Source organism: Pseudomonas sp. PL-6, assembly GCF_054110165.1.
The window spans coordinates 981,201-999,967 of sequence record NZ_CM134189.1 but is presented as its reverse complement, the minus strand read 5'-3'; the positions used below and the strand labels follow the sequence as shown (position 1 = coordinate 999,967).

Below are 18,767 nucleotides of genomic sequence, written 5' to 3'. Positions count from 1 at the left end.
GGGCAAAGGTACAGACCTGCGTCGCACTTGCCAAGCCTCGCCTGACCAGCGTAGCCGAGGCCGCTCGCGCGGTGCGCTGACCCATCAGTCACCCACCACCTGGCATGAGCAATGCTTTAATCTAACGCGATTTTTCCCAGAGCCCGTTCAGGGTCTCGCGAGCTAGAGCAAAACAGCGGCGAAAAAAGCTGAGGAAGCGGAGTTTACGAGTGGTAAATGAGCATTCCGAAGCTGTTTTCAACGCTGTTTGGCCGACGCGCAGCAGACCGTGAATGGGCTCTCAGCCCGCCGGAGACCCCAGCCCATGCCCATCCGCGAGATCCGCCACCCGCTGATCCGTCACAAAATCGGCCTGATGCGCCGCGCCGACATCAGCACCAAGAATTTCCGCGAACTGGCCCAGGAAGTGGGCGCGCTGCTGACCTACGAGGCGACCAACGACCTGCCGCTGGAAAGCTACGAGATCCAGGGCTGGGCCGGCGCGGTGCAGGTGGAGAAGATCGCCGGCAAGAAGATCACCGTGGTGCCCATCCTGCGCGCCGGCATCGGCATGCTCGACGGTGTGCTCAGCCTGATCCCCGGGGCCAAGGTCAGCGCCGTGGGCGTGGCGCGCAACGAGGAAACCCTGGAGGCGCACACCTACCTGGAGAAACTGGCACCGGAGATCGACGAACGCCTGGCGCTGATCATCGACCCGATGCTGGCCACCGGCGGCTCCATGGTCGCCACCATCGACCTGCTGAAGAAGGCCGGCTGCAAGGACATCCGCGCCATGGTGCTGGTCGCCGCGCCCGAGGGCATCAAAGCGGTCGAGAAGGCCCACCCCGACGTGACCATCTTCACCGCCTCGATCGACGAGCGCCTGAATGAGCACGGCTACATCATCCCCGGCCTGGGCGATGCCGGCGACAAGATCTTCGGCACCAAGCAGAAGGACGCCTGAACATGTCGCAAACGGAATTCAAGGATCCGCTCTGGCGCCAGGGCCTCTCCGGCGCGCAGATGCTCTTCGTGGCCTTCGGCGCCCTGGTGCTGATGCCGCTGATCACCGGCATGGACCCCAACGTCGCGCTGTTCACCGCCGGCCTCGGTACCCTGCTGTTCCAGCTGGTGACCAAACGCCAGGTGCCGGTGTTCCTCGCCTCCAGCTTCGCCTTCATCGCGCCGATTCTGGCGGCCAAGGGTGAGTTCGGCCTGCCGGCGGTGCTCGGCGGAGTGATGGCGGCCGGCCTGGTCTACATCCTGCTCTCGGTGCTGGTCAAACTGCGCGGCCCCAGCTTCATCGACCGCCTGCTGCCGCCGGTGGTGATCGCCCCGGTGATCATCTCCATCGGCCTGGCCCTGTCGCCGGTGGCGGTGAACATGGCCATGGGCAAGGCCGGCGACGGCAGCGTCGAGCTGGTGCCCTATACCACCGCCATGCTGATCTCGATGCCGGCGCTGCTCACCACCCTGCTGGTCGCCGTGCTCGGCCGCGGCATCTTCCGCCTGGTGCCGATCCTTGCCGGCATCGCCGTCGGCTGCCTGATCGCCGCCGTGCTCGGGGTGATCGACACCAGCGCGGTGGCGAGTGCGCCCTGGCTGGCGCTGCCCAATTTCGTCGCGCCCGAGCTGCACTGGGGCGCCATCCTGTACATGGTGCCGGTAGCGCTGGCGCCTGCCATCGAGCATATCGGCGGCGTGGTGGCGATCGGCAGCGTCACCGGCAAGAACTTCGTCAAGAAGCCCGGCCTGCACCGCACCCTGCTCGGCGACGGCCTGGCCACCTCGGCCGCCGGCCTGTTCGGCGGCCCGCCCAACACCACCTACGCCGAAGTGACCGGCGCGGTGATGCTGACCAAGAGCTACAACCCGAAGATCATGACCTGGGCCGCGCTGTTCGCCATCGCCCTGGCCTTCGTCGGCAAGTTCGGCGTTGCCCTGCAGAGCATTCCGGTGCCGGTGATGGGCGGCATCCTCTGCCTGCTGTTCGGCTCCATCGCGGTGGTCGGCCTCAACACCCTGATCCGCCACCAGGTCGACCTGTCCGAGGCGCGCAACCTGATCATCGTCTCGGTCACCCTGGTATTCGGCATCGGCGGCATGGTGATCGGCGGCAAGGAATTCGCCCTGTCGGGGATTTCCCTGTGCGCCGTCAGCGCCCTGCTGCTCAACCTGCTGCTCCCCGGCGGCGCCGGCTGGAACAACAAAAGCCTCGAAGAGGCCGACTGAGTCGTCCCCATGAAAAAGCCCGCGATAGTCGCGGGCTTTTTCGTGCTCGGCCACTGCGCCGGGCGCTTACCAGCCGACGCCGAAGCCCAGGCTGTAGCGGGTCTCGTCCAGCTCGCCCTCGGCACCGCTGACGATGTCCTTTTCCGCCTTCATGTTCAGCGAGGCCCAGTCGGTGACCTTGTAGCGCAGGCCGACCTCGGCATCCAGGGTGTAGTCGGCGACGCCTTCCAGCGGCTTGCCCACCTCGCCGACGCTGAACAGTTCCACCGCCTTGCCGATCAGGTAGCGGTTGTAGTCCCACTTGACGCTGAGCGCGTAGAAGCGGTCCTGCTCGCCGTTGCTGTAGACGTAGTCGCTGCGGTTGGCCAGGGTGGCGACGGAGAAGGCGCCCAGTTCGTTGTCCCAGAACTGGTAACCGGGACCGGTACCCAGGGTGCGCTGACGCTCCAGCTCCTCGATGCGGTCGCGCTTGTACTCGAAGCGGCCCTGCCAGAACCACTGTTCGGTGAGGAAGCGGTCGAGGGCGTACTCGGCGCTCCAGTTGTCGGTGCTGACCACATCGTCCTTCAGCTCGCGGTTGTACTCGGCCTGCGCGTTGTGCCGCCACCAGCCGTGGCGGGCCTGGGTCTTGACGTCGACATCGTAGTCGTCGGTGTCGCTCTCGGCGCGCTTGTAGTCGAGCGCCAGGTCGACGTTGCCCTTCCAGGTGAAATCCTCCACCAGCGGCTTGGGCTTGATGATCTGGGCGATCTCGCTCAACTCCACGGTCTTCGGCACGTCGCCATTGGCCAGGGTCACCTTGCCCGGCTCGGCGGCCTGCAGCGACTTGGCGCGCTCGCCATTGAAGTCGTCCTGCTTGATCAGCAGCGCCTGCTCGCTCTCCAGGGTGGCGATCTTCTTCCAGTCCAGGGCGATGGCGCCGCCATAGTCGGTCTGGAGCAGCAACTTGTTGCCGTCGTAGAACTTGATGGTGCCGGTCAGGCGGTCGCCGTTCTTCAGCCAGACGGTATCGGCGACGGCGGTGGAACTGAGCAGGGCAAGGCTCAGGCTGAGCAGGGAAAGCGGTAGCGAACGCGACATAACGAGGACAACTGAGCTCTGATGGGGCGAAAAGCCGGGCATTATGCGCAAGCCCGACGCCAGAGCAAGAGCTGACCGGCATCGGCCGGCAGAGTTCAGCTTTTTCCGCTGGGCGGCACTCCGCGGGGCGGCATCACCAGCCCACGCCGACACCGATCAGGTAATGGCGATCCGAGATGGTCTGGCCCTGACCGCGCAACTGGTCGAGCTCGTACAGCAGCGACAGCCGCGCCCACTGGTTGAGGCGGTAGCGCAGGCCGAATTCGCTGTCGAGCACGTAGTCGATGGCGTCGATATGCGGCATCTGCAGCTCGGCGTTGGCATAGAACTCCAGCCGCGTGCCCCACAGCAGGCGCTTGTAGTCCAGCTCCAGCGAGGTGGTGTCGAAGGCCAGATCGACGATGTCCGATTCCAGCCGCACCCGGTTGAACTGGGCGATCAGGTCGAAGCGGCCCAGCTCGTCGTCCCAGAAGCGGTAGCCCGGCCCGGTGCCGAGGATGCGCTGGCGCTCGATGGACTCGAACTCGTCCTCGCGCTGCTCCCCCCCCACCCGCCAGAACCAGTGCTCGGTGAAGAAGCGGTCGAGGTCGTACTCCAGCTCCCAGTTATCGTCGACCTTCTCGCCGTTCTTGGTCTCGTGCTCCAGCTCGCCGCTCAGCACGTGGCGCCAGCGCCCATGTTCGACGCGCGTGTTGCCCTTGAGCTTCCACTCGTCGACCTTGCTGTCGTTGCGCTCCATATCCAGCTTGGCGTCGAGATTGCCTTCCCAGACGCGATCCTCCAGCAGCGGCCGCGGCGGCACCAGGCGGGTGATCTCGGCCAGCGGCAGCACCTGGCTGCGCTCGCCCTCCACCCGCACCATGCCGGCGCCGGCCGCCGCCAGGGTCTTGCTCAGCTCGCTGTCGAAGCCCTGGCGGCGCAGCAGCAGGGGTTTGTCCGAGCTCAGGGTGTCGATATCCTTCCAGTCGATCAGCACCTGGCCGGCGTACTTGGTCTTCAGCGCCAGCTTGCCGCCGTCGAGCAGGACGATCTCGCCGCTGAGGCGGTCGCCGTTGTCGAGCCACACGGTGTCGGCCCACAGCGGTGCGGCCAGGGTATAAAGGACGAAGGCGAACAACAGGCGTGGCAGCATGACGAGGACAACCCATAGGGGCACAGTGGACCCGGCAGAGTCTGCATGGCCGGCCCCGCCACCGGCAAGCGCCGAGGCCCGGCGCGAGGCGCTGTACCTGGTGCTGGCGCAGGTGCCGGCGGGCAAGGTGATCAGCTACGGCGAGCTGGCCCGACTGGCCGGCCTGGGTCGCGCCGCGCGCTGGGTCGGGCGCACCCTCGGCCAGTTGCCGGAGGGCACCGCGCTGCCCTGGCATCGGGTGCTCGGCGCCGGCGGACGCCTGAGCCTGGGCGCCGGAACGCCGGCGGGCAACGAGCAGCGCGCGCGCTTGCGCGCCGAAGGCATCAGTATCCTGAACGAACGGGTGGATATCCGTCGGCACGGCTGGCGCCCGATGGAGCACAGCGGTTAGAGTGCGCGCTATCACCCGTTCCCCAGATTCGAGCCCGATGCCACGCAAATCCTGGCGAGAAGCCCTCGCCACCTATGCCAGCCCCGCCACCCTGGCACTGCTCCTGCTCGGCTTCGCCGCCGGCCTGCCTTACATGCTGGTGTTCTCCACCCTGTCGGTGTGGCTGCGCGAAGCCGGCGTGGCGCGCGAGACCATCGGCTTCGCCAGCCTGATCGGCCTGGCCTACGCCTTCAAATGGGTGTGGGCGCCGATGCTCGACCAATGGCGCCTGCCGCTGCTGGGCAAGCTGGGCCGGCGCCGCTCCTGGCTGGTGCTGGCGCAGAGCCTGATCGCCGTCGGTCTGGTCGGCATGGCCAGCTTCGACCCGCAAACCCAGCTCAGCTGGCTGATCGCCCTGGCGGTGGTGGTGGCCTTCGCCTCGGCCACCCAGGACATCGCGGTGGACGCCTACCGCCTGGAGATCGTCGACGACACCCGTCAGGCCGCCCTGGCCGCCGCCTACATGGCCGGCTACCGGGTCGCCGCGCTGCTCGCCACCGCCGGCGCGCTGTATTTCGCCGAGGGCTTCGGCTCCACCGCGCAGCTGTACAAGCACGGCGCCTGGGCCGGCACCTACCTGGTGTTCGCCCTGCTGATGCTGCCGGGCCTGCTCACCAGCCTGTGGATGCGCGAGCCGCCGGTGCCGCTGAAGACCCAGCTGGCGGCGGCCAAGTACGGCTTCGTGCGGCAGATCCTCTCGGTGCTGGTGCTGATCGTGCTGCTGGTGTCGGTGCCGGCGATGTTCACCCAGTTCTTCCACACCGACTTCGCCAGCGTGCTGCGCGGCGAGGCCAGCCTGCTCGACCTGCTGCTGGAGGACCGCGCCTTCCTGCGCGCCCTGCTCTACACCATCCTCACCGCGCTGTGCCTGTCGGCCATGGGCCGGCGCAGCCTGGCGCCGGTGCTGACCCCGGTCAACGACTTCATCCTGCGTTACCGCTGGCAGGCCCTGCTGCTGCTGGGCCTGATCGCCACCTACCGGCTGTCGGACACGGTGATGGGGGTGATGGCCAACGTCTTCTATATCGACCAGGGCTTTTCCAAGGATCAGATCGCCAGCGTCAGCAAGCTGTTCGGCCTGGTCATGACCCTGCTCGGCGCCGGCATGGGCGGCCTGCTGATCGTACGCTTCGGCATCATGCCGATCCTGCTGATCGGCGCCTTCGCCTCGGCGGCGACCAACCTGCTGTTCATGCTGCTGGTGGGCATGGGCCCGCACCTGAACATGCTGATCGTCACCATCAGCTGCGACAACTTCAGCGCCGGCCTGGCCACCGCGGCCTTCGTCGCCTACCTGTCGAGCCTGACCAACCTGAAGTTCTCCGCCACCCAGTACGCCCTGCTCAGCTCCATCATGCTGCTGCTGCCGCGCCTGATCGGCGGCTACTCCGGGGTTATGGTGGAGAAGCTCGGCTACGCCCACTTCTTCCTCGCCACCGCGCTGCTCGGCATCCCCACGCTGATCCTGATCGCCCTGCAGTGGGGCCGCGACCGCCGCCAGCCCAACGGCGACACGCCGGTAGCGCCGGCGGAGAAGGCCTGAACGACAGACAGAAAAAAGCCCCGGACCTGCCGGGGCTTTTTCCATCCGCTACGCCTCAGTCGGCCTTGGCCAGGTGCACCACCCGCTGCGGGAAGGGGATGCCGATGCCGGCGGCGGTCAGGCGCTCCTTGGCCAGCTCGGTGAACTCGAAGGTCACCGGCCAGAAATCGGCGGTGGCCACCCACACCCGCAGCGACAGGTTGACCGCGCTGTCGCCCAGACCGGTGACGAACACCACCGGCGCCGGATCGAGGTGCACGCGCGGGTCCTTGGCGATCTCCAGCAGCACTTCGCGGGCGCGCTTGATGTCGCTGGAGTAGTCGATGCCGATATTGATGTCGGCACGCCGGCGCGGTTCGCGCGAATAGTTGGTGATATGGCCGTTGGACAGGCTGCCGTTGGGCACGATGACCACCTTGTTGTCGGCGGTCTTCAGCGTGGTGTGGAAGATCTGGATGCTGTCGACGCTACCGGCCACGCCCTGCGCCTCGATCCAGTCGCCGGCGCGGAACGGGCGGAACAGCATGATCAGCACGCCGCCGGCGAAGTTGGCCAGGCTGCCCTGCAGGGCCAGGCCGATGGCCAGGCCGGCTGCACCGATCATGGCGATGAAAGAGGTGGTCTCCACGCCGATCATCGAGGCCACGCTGATCAGCAGCAGAATGCGCAGCACGATGCTGACCAGGCTGCCGATAAAGCTGCTCAGCGCCCGATCCACGCGCCGCGCCTCGAGCAGACGACCGATGCTGGCAGTCAGCCGGCCGATCAGCCACCAGCCGATCAGCAGGGTGATCAGCGCCAGGGTCAGCTTGCCGCTGTACTCCAGCACCACCGGCAGCCAGGCCTCCGAGAGCTTCACCAGTTCGTCGACGTTCATCTCCATGGGGTACTCCTTTCCTGTGCATGAAACGACACCGCCATGGCATGCCATGGCGGTCAGAATGCTATCAATCCTGCGTTGCGACGCCGCTAGGCGGCAAAGGTTCAATCGCGGAAGTTGTTGTACTGCAGCGGCATGCCGAAATCGTGACCGCGCAGCAGGGCGATGGCCTCCTGCAGGTCATCGCGCTTCTTGCCGGTGATGCGCACCTGCTCGCCCTGGATGGCGGCCTGCACCTTGAGCTTGGCGTCCTTGATATGGGCGACGATCTTCTTCGCCAGCTCCTTGTCGATGCCCTCGCGGAAGGTCACCTCCTGTTTCATCACCTTGCCGGAGGCGTAGGCCTCCTTGGCTTCCATGCACTGACAGTCGATCTTGCGCTTGATCAGGCTGCTGCGCACGATGTCGAGCACCTGCTCGAGCATGAACTCGGCTTCGGCGGTCAGGGTGAGGGTCTTGTCCTTGCTTTCGATGCTGCACTTGCCGCGCAGATCGAAACGGCGATCGAGTTCCTTGACGGCATTGTCGACCGCGTTGGTCAGTTCGTGTTTGTCCAGTTCCGACACCACGTCGAACGAAGGCATGGGCTTGCTCCTGATGGACGGCGCGATCCCCTTCACGGAGTGAACGCGCCTGACTTGACGATAACTATGGCGGGCCCATTATAACCGGACTGATCCACGCCGTTTGGCGTCCTTCCTCTCTGTCGCGAGCCTGCCCATGCCCAACCCCCATCTCAGCATCCTGGTGGTGGACGACGCCAAGTTCTCCAGCGCCATGATCGGTCGCGCCCTGAGCCAGGCCGGCTACCAGGACGTGCGCTTCGCCAGCAGCGCCGCCGAGGCCCTGCAGCTGCTCGAAGAGCGTCCCGCCAGCGTACTTCTGGCCGACTGGCTGATGCCCGAGATAGACGGCCTGGAGCTGACCGCGCGGGTGCGCCAGCTGGACGAGACGGCCGATCACTACACCTACGTCATCCTGCTCACCGGCAAAGAGGGCGAGAACGTGCTGGGCGAGGCCTTCGATCGCGGCGTCGACGACTTCATCAGCAAGGCGGCGATGAACGAGCAACTGGTGCCGCGGGTCTACGCCGCCGACCGTCTGTGCAATACCCTGCAGCGCCTGCTGCAGGAAAACCGCCTGCTGACGCAGAACATCGCCAGCCTGGAGCGGCGCAACCTGGTCGACCCGCTCACCGGCCTGGGCAACCCGCGCTACCTGCGGCAGAAGCTGGCCGACAGCCTGCGCCAGGTGGAGTCGCGCGGCGGCGCGGTGTGCTACCTGCTGATCGGCCTGCCAGAGGCTGGCCAGCTGCACCGCAAGTTCGGCGACCGCTTCTACAACGAGCTGCTGCACGGCGTGGCCCGGCGCCTGCAGCAACTGGTGCGGCCGCTGGACGTGCTGACCCGCCTGGACGACAACCACTTCGGCCTGATCACCCTGCTCGAAGACCTCCACGAATGCTCGCCGAGCAGCTTCAAGCGCCTGCACGAGGGCCTCAACCTCAAGGCATTCAAGACCAGCGAAGGCTTTGTCACGCTCAAGGCCGGCATCAGCCTGGTGGGCCTGGACGCCAAGGCCCTGCCTACCGATCCAGAACAGCTGATCCGCCATGCCGAAGGCCTGCTGGCCGAGTCCTACGCCAGCGGCCGGGTCGCCGCCATGCGCCTGCCGCTGCTGTGACCTGGCACGTTCTCGGCGCCGGCAGCCTGGGCAGCCTGTGGGCCGCCCGCCTGGCCCGCGCCGGCCTGCCGGTACGGCTGATCCTGCGTAACCACGAACGCCTGGCGGCCTACCAGCAGGCCGGCGGCCTGACCCTGGTCGAGCGCGGCGCAGCCCGCCGCTACGCCATCCCCGCCGAACTGCCGCAGGCCGATGCGCCGATCCACCGCCTGCTGCTGGCCTGCAAGGCCTACGATGCCGAGGCCGCAGCCGCCGAACTGGCGCCGCGCCTGGCCGCCGATGGCGAGTTGCTGCTGCTGCAGAACGGCCTGGGCAGCCAGGACGCGGTGGCCCAGCGCCTGCCGCAGCAGCGCTGCCTGTTCGCCTCCAGTACCGAGGGTGCGTTTCGCCAGGCCGACTTCCAGGTGGTGTTCGCCGGCAACGGCCACACCTGGCTGGGCGATCCGGCCGACCCGCTGCCGCCGCCCTGGCTCGACGAGCTCGAACGCGCCGGCATTCCCTATCAGTGGAGCCCGGACATCCTCGCCCGGCTGTGGCGCAAGCTGGCGCTGAACTGCGCGATCAACCCGCTGACCGTGCTCCATGACTGCCGCAACGGCGGCCTGCGCGAACACCCGGCCGAGGTCGCCACGCTCTGCGCCGAGCTGAGCGAGCTGCTGCAGCGCTGCGGCCAGCCGGCGGCGGCCGAGCAGCTGCACGAGGAAGTGCAGCGGGTGATAGAAGCCACCGCGGCCAACTACTCCTCCATGCACCAGGACGTGGCCCAGGGCCGCCGTACCGAGATCGCCTACCTGCTCGGCCATGCCTGCGCCACCGCCCGCCGCCATGACCTGCAGCTGCCGCACCTGCAGCACCTGCAGCAGCGCCTGCTAGCGCACCTCGGTGCACGCGGCCTGCCGCTGGACTGACGGCCCTGTCCACCAGCGCCCGCCCCCGTGGACAAGCCGGGCTGCGGCATGTCCACCCCACGACCTGTGCGCAGCCGCCCGATCCCGCCATGGCAATGGCCGCCCGGCCGCGCTAACCTGCCCTTCCCGCCCGTCACAGCGATAGCCACATGCGACTGCGTCAGCACCTCGACAACCTGCCGGTCGGCCGCAAGCTGCTCGCCGCGCTGCTGGTGCTGCTCGCCGCGGTGCTGTTGATCGCCAACCTGGCCTTTATCAGCGCCGCCTACTGGATCACCCAGGAGAGCATGGCGCCGCAGGCCCTGCACACCCTCGGCCGGCTGATCGCCAGCCCGGCGCTGAGCAAGGAGGCGCTGCACTCGCCGGCCTCCGCCGAAGCCCTGCTCAAGCGCCTGGACGACTACGCGCCGCTGCGCGCGGCGGTGATCTACGACAGCAACGGGGTCAGCCTGGCGCAGCTGCAACGCGGCGAGAAACTGCAGGTGCCGTTGCAGCTCAGCCAGCTGCCGCACTGGCGCGAGACCGCCTTTCGCGCCAACCACCTGGTCGAGCTGCCGCACCCCAGCGGCCGCCCCGGCGCCCTGCTGCTGGTGGCCTCCAGCGAACTGCCCGGCGCCTTCTACACCGGCACCCTGACCGCCAGCCTGGCGATCCTGGCGCTCAGCGTGCTGCTCTGGCTGCTGGTGGCGCGGCAGATCAGGCGCCTGGTGACCAGGCCGATCCGCAAACTGGAGGAGCTGTCGCGCCAGGTCACCCGCGAGGAGAACTACGCCCTGCGCGCCGCCCGCGGCAACCAGGACGAGATCGGCAGCCTGGCCGACGCCTTCAACACCATGCTGATGCGCATGGAGGCGCGCGAGCAGCAGCTCAGCCGCGCCCGCGACGACGCCCAGGCCGCCTTCGACCAGGCGCAGAGCCTGGCCGAGGAAACCCGCCACTCCAACCGCAAGCTGGAGCTGGAGGTGCAGGTGCGCAGCAAGATCGAGAAAAAGCTCACCGGTTTCCAGAACTACCTCAACAGCATCATCGACTCCATGCCCTCGGCGCTGATCGCCCTCGACGAGCAGCTCTACGTCACCCAATGGAACCAGGAGGCCAGCGCACTCTCCGGCACGCGCCTGGACGAGGCGCTGAACCAGCCGGTGTTCCTCGCCTTCCCGCCGCTCAAGCCCTTCCTGCCACAGCTCAAGCGCACCGCCGAGCAGCACCGGGTGGAGAAGATCGAGCGGGTCACCTGGCACAAGGACGAGGAGCCGCGCCACTATGCCCTGACCTTCTACCCGCTGATGGGCGGTGCCGGGCGCGGCGCGGTGATCCGCATCGACGACATCACCCAGCGCCTGGCGCTGGAGGAAATGATGGTGCAGTCGGAGAAGATGCTCTCGGTCGGCGGCCTGGCCGCCGGCATGGCACACGAGATCAACAACCCGCTCGGCGCCATCCTGCACAACGTGCAGAACATCCGCCGGCGCCTGTCGCCGGAACTGGAAAAGAACCGCGAACAGGCCGAACAGATCGGCGTCTGCCTGGAAAGCATCGACCGCTACCTCGAGGCCCGCGAGGTGCCGCGCCTGCTCGACGGCATCCAGCAGGCCGGCCAGCGCGCCGCGAAGATCGTCAGCCATATGCTCAGCTTCAGCCGGCGCAGCGACCGGCAACTGGCGCCCTGCCAGCTGCCGGCACTGATCGACCAGGCGCTGGAGATCGCCGGCAACGACTTCGACCTCACCGACAGCTTCGACTTCAAGGCGCTGCACATCGTCCGCGACTTCGACCCACAGCTGGGCGCGGTGGCCGCCACCGCCAACGAGCTGGAGCAGGTGCTGCTCAACCTGCTGAAGAACGCCGCCCAGGCCATCCACCAGCGCAGCGCGCCCGACGAACCCGGGCGCATCACCCTGCGTACGCGCCAGGTCGGCAACTGGGCCGAACTGCAGGTCGAGGACAACGGCACCGGCATGAGCGAGGCCGTGCGCAAGCGCATCTTCGAGCCGTTCTTCACCACCAAGGAAGTCGGCCAGGGCACCGGCCTGGGCCTGGCGGTGTCCTATTTCATCGTCACCAACAACCACAAGGGGCAGATGGAAGTGCAATCCAAGCCCGGCCAGGGCACCTGCTTCACCCTGCGCCTGCCGCTGGCCCCCGCTCCCGACAGCACAGGACTCTGAACATGGGCTACCGCCTTTCCAAGATCTACACCCGCACCGGCGACAAGGGCGAGACCGGCCTGGCCGATGGCCGCCGGGTGACCAAGGACCACCCGCGCATCGAAGCCATGGGCGAGCTGGACACGCTCAACAGCCAGCTCGGCCTGCTGCTGGCCGAGCTGGCCGAAGGCGAGGCCAGGTGGCCGGGCTTGCAGGAAATCGCCGCGGTGCTGGCGCCCTGTCAGCACCGCCTGTTCGACCTCGGCGGCGAACTGGCGATGCCCGACTACCAGGCCCTGCAGGCCAGCGAAGTGCAGCGCCTGGAGGCAGCCATCGACCGCTGGAACGAGGAGGTCGGCCCGCTGGAGAACTTCATCCTGCCCGGCGGCTCGCGCCTGGTGGCCCAGGCCCATCTCTGCCGCAGCGTCGCCCGCGGCGCCGAACGCCGCTGCCAGCACCTCAACGCGGTGGAACCGCTGCGCGCCGAGGGTCTGGCCTACGTCAACCGCCTCTCCGACCTGCTGTTCGTCGCCGCGCGCCTGATCGGCAAGCGCCAGGGCATCGCCGAGGTGCTCTGGCAGGCGGCGGAGAAGCCGTAGGCGGGGCGGGCGCGGAGCCTGAGCGCTGTGAAGCCCGACGGCGAACCCCGCGACAAGTCGCAGAAATCCTCAGCGCCGTCCGTTGGGCTTCGGCGCTGCGCGCCTCAAGCCAACCTACGCCGGCCAGAGCGCGCGGATTCCGGCGACGCCCTGGGCGCCGATCTGCCGGGCGCGCTCGATTTCGCCGGGGCCGACGCCGCCGAGCAGGTAGGCCGGCCGGTTGCAGTGGCGCAGCAACTCGGCGGCGGCGTCCCACCCCAGCGGCCGGGCCTGCGGGTGGGACTGAGTGGCCTGCAGCGGCGACAGGGTGACGAAGTCCACTGCCAGCTCGCCGGCCAGCGCCAGCTCCTCGGCATCGTGACAGGAGGCGGCCAGCCAGCGCCCGGGCTCCAGCGGCCGGCCGCGGCCGGCGAGCTGGCGCAGCTGCGCCGCGGTCAGGTGCCAGCCGGCGGCGGGAAAGTCCGCCAGCCACTCCGCCGGGCCCTTGAGCATCAGCTGCGCCTTGCCGGCGCACAGGCCCTGGATATCCAGCGCCAGATCACGATACTGGGCGTCGAACAGATTCGGCGCGCGCAGCTGCAGCAGCCGCGTGCCGCCGGCGATGGCGCGCTGCACGCCGGCGAGCAATTGCTCGGGCGTCAGCCCGTCGGGGGTGATCAGGTACTGCTCGGGCAGGCGCGCCGCGGCGACTATCGGCGCGTTGGCGGCGGGGAACTGGTAATCGCCGAGCCGTCCCGGGGCGACCCAGGCCAGCGGCTGGCCCTCGGCGCCATGGGGCTCACCGACGAATGCCGAGACCTCCCAGACATCCAGCAGCACCTGCTTGTCCGGGTAGTCGTGGCGCACCTGGATCAGCGGCCGCACCACCGTCGGGCGGATGCCCAACTCCTCCTCCAGCTCGCGGGCCAGGGCACGCTCGACCGCCTCGCCGTCTTCCACCTTGCCGCCGGGAAACTCCCACAGGCCGCCCTGGTGCTTGTCCGGCGGGCGCTTGGCGATCAGGATGCGGCCGTCCGCGGCGCGAATCACCGCCGCCGCGACATGGATGCGCTTCACCCCTGCACCTCCTGCAGGGCGGCTCGGTACCAGCGCTGGAACGCCGGCCACTGGTAGAGGGTCTCGACATAGGCCGCCGCGGTCGTCGGCAGCACCACCCGGTAGCTGCGCAGGCGCGCCGCCACCGGCGCGTAGAAGGCATCGGCGATGCTGGCGTGGCCGAACAGGTAATGACCGTCCTGACCGAAGCGCTCGCGGCAATCGGCCCAGATCGCGCAGATGCGGTCGATGTCGGCCTGGGCCGCGTCGGGCAACTCGGTCAACGCCTGGTCGCGCGCCAGGTCCATCGGCAGGTGGCTGCGCAGCGCGGCGAAGCCGCTGTGCATTTCCGCGCAGATGCTGCGCGCCAGCGCGCGGGCGTACTCGCCGCGCGGCCACAGATGGGCCTCGGGAAAGCGCTCGGCCAGGTACTCGGCGATGGCCAGCGAGTCCCATACCGGGCCTTCCTCGGTCAGCAGCACCGGCACCTTGCCGGTCGGCGAATGCGCGAGCAGGCGCGCGCGGCTGTCCGGCTGGTAGAGCCGCACCTGCACCTCGTCATAGGGCTCGCCGGCCAGTTCCAGGGCCAGGGCCGCGCGCAGCGACCAGGAGGAATAGTTCTTGTCGCCGATCACCAGTTGCAGGGCCATGCCGATGCTCCTTGGATTGCTTAAGGAAGGGATCGAGAGACGGTAAAAGTTCGCTCCCCGAAAGGCAAATTCCCGCGCGTCATGGGGGCATGAGGCGCGGGAATAGTGCACAGCCGAGGTTACTCAGGTGCGGTATTCGGCGTTGATCTTGACGTATTCGTGGGACAGGTCGGTGGTCCAGATGGTCTCGCTGCAGCTGCCGCGGCCCAGCTCGATGCGGATTGTGATTTCCTCGCGGGCCATCACCGCCGCGCCCTGCTCCTCGGTGTAGCTGGTGGCGCGGCAACCCTTGCTGGCGATACAGACTTCGCCGAGGAACACGTCGATCTTGCTCACGTCCAGTTGCGGTACGCCGGCATAGCCCACAGCGGCAAGGATGCGCCCCCAGTTCGGGTCGGAGGCGAACAGCGCGGTCTTGATCAGCGGCGAGTGGGCCACGGCGTAGGCCACGTCGAGGCATTCCTGGTGGGTGCCGCCGCCGTTGACCTGCACTGTGACGAACTTGGTCGCACCCTCGCCGTCGCGGACGATGGCCTGGGCGACTTCCATGAACACCTCGAACACCGCCTGCTTAAGCTTGGCGAACAGCTCGCCGGAGGCGTCGACGATCTCCGGCAGGGCGGCCTGGCCGGTGGCGATCAGCATGCAGCAGTCGTTGGTCGAGGTGTCGCCGTCGATGGTGATGCGGTTGAACGACTTGTTCGCCGCGTCGCGCACCAGGTCCTGCAGCACGCCGCGGGCCACTTTGGCATCGGTGGCGATGTAGCCGAGCATGGTCGCCATGTTCGGCCGGATCATCCCGGCGCCCTTGGAAATGCCGGTCACGGTGACGGTGACGCCGTCGTGCTGGAACTGGCGGCTGGCGCCCTTGGGCAGGGTGTCGGTGGTCATGATGCCGGTGGCGGCATTGACCCAGTTGTCTTCCTTGAGATCGTCCAGCGCCGCCTGCAAGGCGGACTCGATCTTCTCCACCGGCAGCGGCTCGCCGATCACCCCGGTGGAAAACGGCAGCACCGCCGCCTCGGCCACGCCGGTCAGCTCGGCCAGCCGGGCGCAGGCACGGCGGGCACGCGCCAGGCCATCGGCACCGGTGCCGGCGTTGGCATTGCCGGTGTTGGTCAGCAGGTAGCGCACCTCGCCACCCAGGCGCTCGCGGGTGATCAGCACCGGTGCCGCGCAGAAGGCGTTGGTGGTGGTCACCCCGGCGATGCGCGAACCTTCGGCGCAGCGCATCACCACCACATCCTTGCGCCCCGGGCGCTTGATGCCGGCCGAGGCGATGCCCAGCTCGAAGCCGGGAACCGGGTGCAGGGTGGACAGCGGGCCAAGACCAACAGCCATAGAGAGCGCTCCTTTGAGGTGTTCGGTGACCGCGCAGGCGGCCGGGTAGATGGTAAAACGCCGCGAGCGGCTGGGCCGTTCGCGGCGTTGTCAGGGCGGCGACAGCATAGCTGAAGCGCCCTCTACTGCAAGCGGCCCTTGCGGGCCGGCGGTCAGCCGATCTGGCCGTGGCAGTGCTTGTACTTCTTGCCCGAGCCGCAGGGGCAGGGCTCGTTGCGGCCGACCTTGGGCTCGGCGCGCACCGGCGCGGCGGCCACGGCGACGTCGCCCTCCTCGCCGAGCGCTTGCGGCTGGGCCAGGGCGGAGGCTTCGGCGTGCTGGAACTGCATGCGCTCGGCCAGGGCCTCGGCCTCGCGACGCAGGCGCGCCTCTTCCTCGGCCGGGTCTTCGCGGCGCACCTGCACATGGCACAGCACGCGGATGGTGTCGCGCTTGATCGACTCCAGCAGGTCCTGGAACAGGGCGAAGGACTCGCGCTTGTATTCCTGCTTGGGGTTCTTCTGCGCGTAGCCGCGCAGGTGGATGCCGTGGCGCAGGTGATCCATGGTCGACAGGTGGTCCTTCCACAGGTCGTCCAGCACGCGCAGCAGGATCTGCTTCTCGAAGGTCCGCAGGGCCTCGGCGCTGGCCTGGGTTTCCTTCTCGTTGTAGGCGGCCAGCAGCTCGGCGAGGATGCGCTCGCGCAGGGTCTCCTCGTACAGCTTGTCGTCCTCGTCGAGCCACTGCTGAATCGGCAGCTTGAGGCCGAAGTCGCTCTGCAGGGTGGCCTCCAGGCCGGCGACGTCCCACTGCTCGGGCATCGACTGCGGCGGGATGTGGCCGTTGATCGCGGCGCTCAGCACTTCCTCGCGGAACTCGGCGATGGTGTCGCCGACGCTTTCCGCGGCCAGCAGGCTGTTGCGCATGTGGTAGATCACCTTGCGCTGCTCGTTGGCCACGTCGTCGAATTCGAGCAGCTGCTTGCGCATGTCGAAGTTGCGCCCTTCCACCTTGCGCTGCGCCTTCTCGATGGCGTTGGTGACCATGCGGTGTTCGATGGCCTCGCCGGACTGCATGCCGAGGGCCTTCATGAAGTTCTTCACCCGGTCCGAGGCGAAGATGCGCATCAGGTTGTCTTCCAGCGACAGGTAGAAGCGGCTGGAACCCGGGTCGCCCTGGCGACCGGCACGGCCGCGCAGCTGGTTGTCGATACGTCGCGATTCATGACGCTCGGAGGCGATCACGTGCAGGCCGCCGGCCTCGATCACCTGCTGGTGGCGCTTCTGCCACTCGGCCTTGATCTGCGCGATCTGCTCGTCGGTGGGGTTCTCCAGGGCGGCGACTTCCACCTCCCAGTTACCGCCGAGGAGGATGTCGGTACCGCGACCGGCCATGTTGGTGGCGATGGTCACCGCGCCGGGACGCCCGGCCTGGGCGATGATCTCGGCTTCCTTGTCGTGGTACTTGGCGTTGAGCACCTTGTGCTCGATCTTTTCCTTGTTCAGCAACTGGCTGACGTACTCGGACGCCTCGATCGACGCGGTACCGACCAGGGTCGGCCGGCCCAGGGCCTGGCATTCCTTGATGTCGGCGATGATCGCCTGGTACTTCTCCTCCTGGGTCAGGTAGACCAGGTCGTTGAAGTCCTTACGGGCGACGGCCTTGTTGGTGGGGATCACCACCACGTCGAGGCCGTAGATCTGACGGAACTCGAAGGCCTCGGTGTCGGCGGTACCGGTCATGCCGGACAGCTTGTTGTACAGGCGGAAGTAGTTCTGGAAGGTGGTCGAGGCGAGGGTCTGGCTCTCGGCCTGGATGTTCACCCCTTCCTTGGCCTCGATGGCCTGGTGCAGGCCTTCGGACAGGCGACGGCCGGGCATGGTGCGGCCGGTGTGCTCGTCGATCAGGATCACCTGGCCGTTCTGCACTATGTATTCGATGTTGCGGTGGAACAGGGTGTGTGCGCGCAGGCCGGCGTAGACGTGGGTCAGCAGGCCCAGGTTGTGCGCCGAATAGAGGCTCTCGCCCTCGGCCAAGAGGCCGGCGTCGGTGAGCATTTCCTCGACGTACTGGTGGCCCTGCTCGTTGAGTTCGACCTGGCGCGACTTCTCGTCGACCTTGTAGTGGCCTTCCTGCGTGACCACGCCTTCCTCTTCCTCGATGTGCTGCTTGAGGCGCGGGATCAGCTTGTTGATCTCGATATACAGCTTGGAGCTGTCCTCGGCCTGACCGGAGATGATCAGCGGGGTCCGCGCCTCGTCGATGAGGATGGAGTCGACTTCGTCGATCACGGCGAAGTTCAGCTCGCGCTGGAACTTGTCCTCCAGGCTGAAGGCCATGTTGTCGCGCAGGTAGTCGAAACCGAATTCGTTGTTGGTGCCGTAGGTGATGTCGGCGGCGTAGGCGGCGCGTTTCTCCTCCGGCGGCTGGAAGGGGGTGACGATGCCCACCGACAGGCCGAGGAATTCGTACAGCGGCCGCATCCAGTTGGCGTCGCGGCGGGCCAGGTATTCGTTGACCGTGACCACGTGGGTGCCCTTGCCGGACAGCGCGTTGAGGTACACCGCCAGGGTGCCCACCAGGGTCTTGCCCTCGCCGGTGCGCATCTCGGCGATCTTGCCTTCGTGCAGGGTCATGCCGCCGATCAGCTGCACGTCGAAGTGACGCATGCCCATCACCCGCTTGCCGGCCTCGCGGGCCACGGCGAAGGCTTCGGGAAGCAACTGATCGAGGGTTTCGCCCTGGCCCAGACGGGCCTTGAACTCTTCGGTCTTGCCGCGCAGTTGCTCGTCCGAGAGGGCGATCATCTGCTCTTCGAGGGCGTTGACGGATTGCACCGCCTTGAGCATGCGTTTGACTTCACGCTCATTCTTGCTTCCGAAAAGTTTTTTCAACAGAGGCGCAAACATATCGACAGGATCTTCCGGCGAATGGATGGAGGTCGGCGCAAATCGCGACCTGGCAGCCAGTGTGGCTGCGGGCGAAGGGGGCATTCTACCCGGAAAAGCCGGGGAGGAAAGTGACGTTGTCTGCCCATTGCTACCGCGTGATGGCGCAGGCCGCGCACGCCCCAGACAATCGCGGCGGCGCGGCATGAACCAATAGGTTGGGGCGAATGCGAGGAATTCAAGCGACGGCGGTTGCCGACC

Annotated in this window: 16 protein-coding genes; 8 read left to right on the top strand and 8 right to left on the bottom strand. The window is 67.5% G+C overall.

Translation table 11 applies throughout. The features are described 5' to 3' along the window. Positions 1 to 304: 304 nt before the first annotated feature. Positions 305 to 943 carry a uracil phosphoribosyltransferase gene (gene upp, locus ACW9UL_RS04430; RefSeq protein WP_021441757.1) on the top strand — a complete coding sequence of 213 codons (639 nt, stop codon included), beginning with the start codon at positions 305 to 307 and terminating at the stop codon, positions 941 to 943. A gap of 2 nt (positions 944 to 945) precedes the next feature. Next, positions 946 to 2,211, top strand: a complete 1,266-nt coding sequence (locus ACW9UL_RS04425) for a uracil-xanthine permease family protein (RefSeq protein WP_122108252.1) — start codon at positions 946 to 948, stop codon at positions 2,209 to 2,211. A gap of 66 nt (positions 2,212 to 2,277) precedes the next feature. Here the strand turns inward: ACW9UL_RS04425 and ACW9UL_RS04420 are convergent, their stop codons facing one another. Continuing rightward, positions 2,278 to 3,291 carry a DUF481 domain-containing protein gene (locus ACW9UL_RS04420; protein WP_122108251.1) on the bottom strand — a complete coding sequence of 338 codons (1,014 nt, stop codon included), beginning with the start codon at positions 3,289 to 3,291 and terminating at the stop codon, positions 2,278 to 2,280. A 133-nt stretch (positions 3,292 to 3,424) separates the two neighbouring features. Then, a complete protein-coding gene (locus tag ACW9UL_RS04415) occupies positions 3,425 to 4,423 on the bottom strand; it encodes a DUF481 domain-containing protein (RefSeq protein WP_021441760.1) in 999 nt (332 codons plus the stop codon). Between ACW9UL_RS04415 and ACW9UL_RS04410 the strand changes: the two genes are divergently transcribed. Then, on the top strand, positions 4,422 to 4,814 hold the full coding sequence (locus ACW9UL_RS04410; protein ID WP_122108250.1) for an MGMT family protein: 393 nt from the start codon (positions 4,422 to 4,424) through the stop codon (positions 4,812 to 4,814). The two genes, ACW9UL_RS04415 and ACW9UL_RS04410, sit on opposite strands and share 2 nt — an antisense overlap. Positions 4,815 to 4,851: 37 nt before the next feature. Next, the gene (locus tag ACW9UL_RS04405) at positions 4,852 to 6,396 is read left to right on the top strand and encodes an AmpG family muropeptide MFS transporter (RefSeq protein ID WP_021444167.1); all 1,545 of its coding nucleotides are present in this window, start codon (positions 4,852 to 4,854) and stop codon (positions 6,394 to 6,396) included. Between the two features lie 55 nt (positions 6,397 to 6,451). Here ACW9UL_RS04405 and ACW9UL_RS04400 read toward each other — a convergent pair whose 3' ends face one another. Both ACW9UL_RS04400 and ACW9UL_RS04395 read right to left on the bottom strand, forming a co-directional pair. Beyond that, a complete protein-coding gene (locus tag ACW9UL_RS04400) occupies positions 6,452 to 7,279 on the bottom strand; it encodes a mechanosensitive ion channel family protein (RefSeq protein ID WP_021444166.1) in 828 nt (275 codons plus the stop codon). A gap of 101 nt (positions 7,280 to 7,380) precedes the next feature. Next, positions 7,381 to 7,860: a YajQ family cyclic di-GMP-binding protein gene (locus ACW9UL_RS04395; protein ID WP_021444165.1), complete on the bottom strand. Its 480-nt coding sequence runs from the start codon at positions 7,858 to 7,860 to the stop codon at positions 7,381 to 7,383. 136 nt (positions 7,861 to 7,996) lie between these two features. Between ACW9UL_RS04395 and ACW9UL_RS04390 the strand changes: the two genes are divergently transcribed. From ACW9UL_RS04390 to ACW9UL_RS04375, 4 genes are all read left to right on the top strand, one after another. Continuing rightward, positions 7,997 to 8,959: a response regulator gene (locus ACW9UL_RS04390; RefSeq protein ID WP_021444164.1), complete on the top strand. Its 963-nt coding sequence runs from the start codon at positions 7,997 to 7,999 to the stop codon at positions 8,957 to 8,959. Further along, the gene (locus tag ACW9UL_RS04385; protein WP_457789132.1) at positions 8,956 to 9,867 is read left to right on the top strand and encodes a putative 2-dehydropantoate 2-reductase; all 912 of its coding nucleotides are present in this window, start codon (positions 8,956 to 8,958) and stop codon (positions 9,865 to 9,867) included. Before ACW9UL_RS04390 ends, ACW9UL_RS04385 begins: the two co-directional genes overlap by 4 nt. Positions 9,868 to 10,016: 149 nt before the next feature. After that, entirely contained in the window at positions 10,017 to 12,035 is a 2,019-nt protein-coding gene (locus ACW9UL_RS04380) for an ATP-binding protein (RefSeq protein ID WP_457789130.1), read from the top strand. Positions 12,036 to 12,037: 2 nt separating this feature from the next. Next, entirely contained in the window at positions 12,038 to 12,613 is a 576-nt protein-coding gene (locus ACW9UL_RS04375) for a cob(I)yrinic acid a,c-diamide adenosyltransferase (protein ID WP_457789128.1), read from the top strand. 114 nt (positions 12,614 to 12,727) lie between these two features. On the opposite strand, the gene ACW9UL_RS04370 is transcribed toward ACW9UL_RS04375, so the two are convergent. The 4 genes from ACW9UL_RS04370 to secA form a co-directional block, all read right to left on the bottom strand. After that, positions 12,728 to 13,669 (bottom strand): Nudix family hydrolase, encoded by a 942-nt coding sequence (locus ACW9UL_RS04370; protein ID WP_457789126.1) that lies wholly within the window; start codon positions 13,667 to 13,669, stop codon positions 12,728 to 12,730. Beyond that, the gene (locus ACW9UL_RS04365) at positions 13,666 to 14,298 is read right to left on the bottom strand and encodes a glutathione S-transferase family protein (protein WP_021445038.1); all 633 of its coding nucleotides are present in this window, start codon (positions 14,296 to 14,298) and stop codon (positions 13,666 to 13,668) included. Before ACW9UL_RS04365 ends, ACW9UL_RS04370 begins: the two co-directional genes overlap by 4 nt. A 123-nt stretch (positions 14,299 to 14,421) precedes the next feature. Next, a complete protein-coding gene (gene argJ / locus ACW9UL_RS04360) occupies positions 14,422 to 15,639 on the bottom strand; it encodes a bifunctional glutamate N-acetyltransferase/amino-acid acetyltransferase ArgJ (protein ID WP_457789124.1) in 1,218 nt (405 codons plus the stop codon). Between the two features lie 152 nt (positions 15,640 to 15,791). Next, positions 15,792 to 18,527, bottom strand: coding sequence for a preprotein translocase subunit SecA (gene secA / locus ACW9UL_RS04355; RefSeq protein WP_122108226.1), 2,736 nt, complete (start codon positions 18,525 to 18,527; stop codon positions 15,792 to 15,794). Positions 18,528 to 18,767 lie beyond the last annotated feature (240 nt).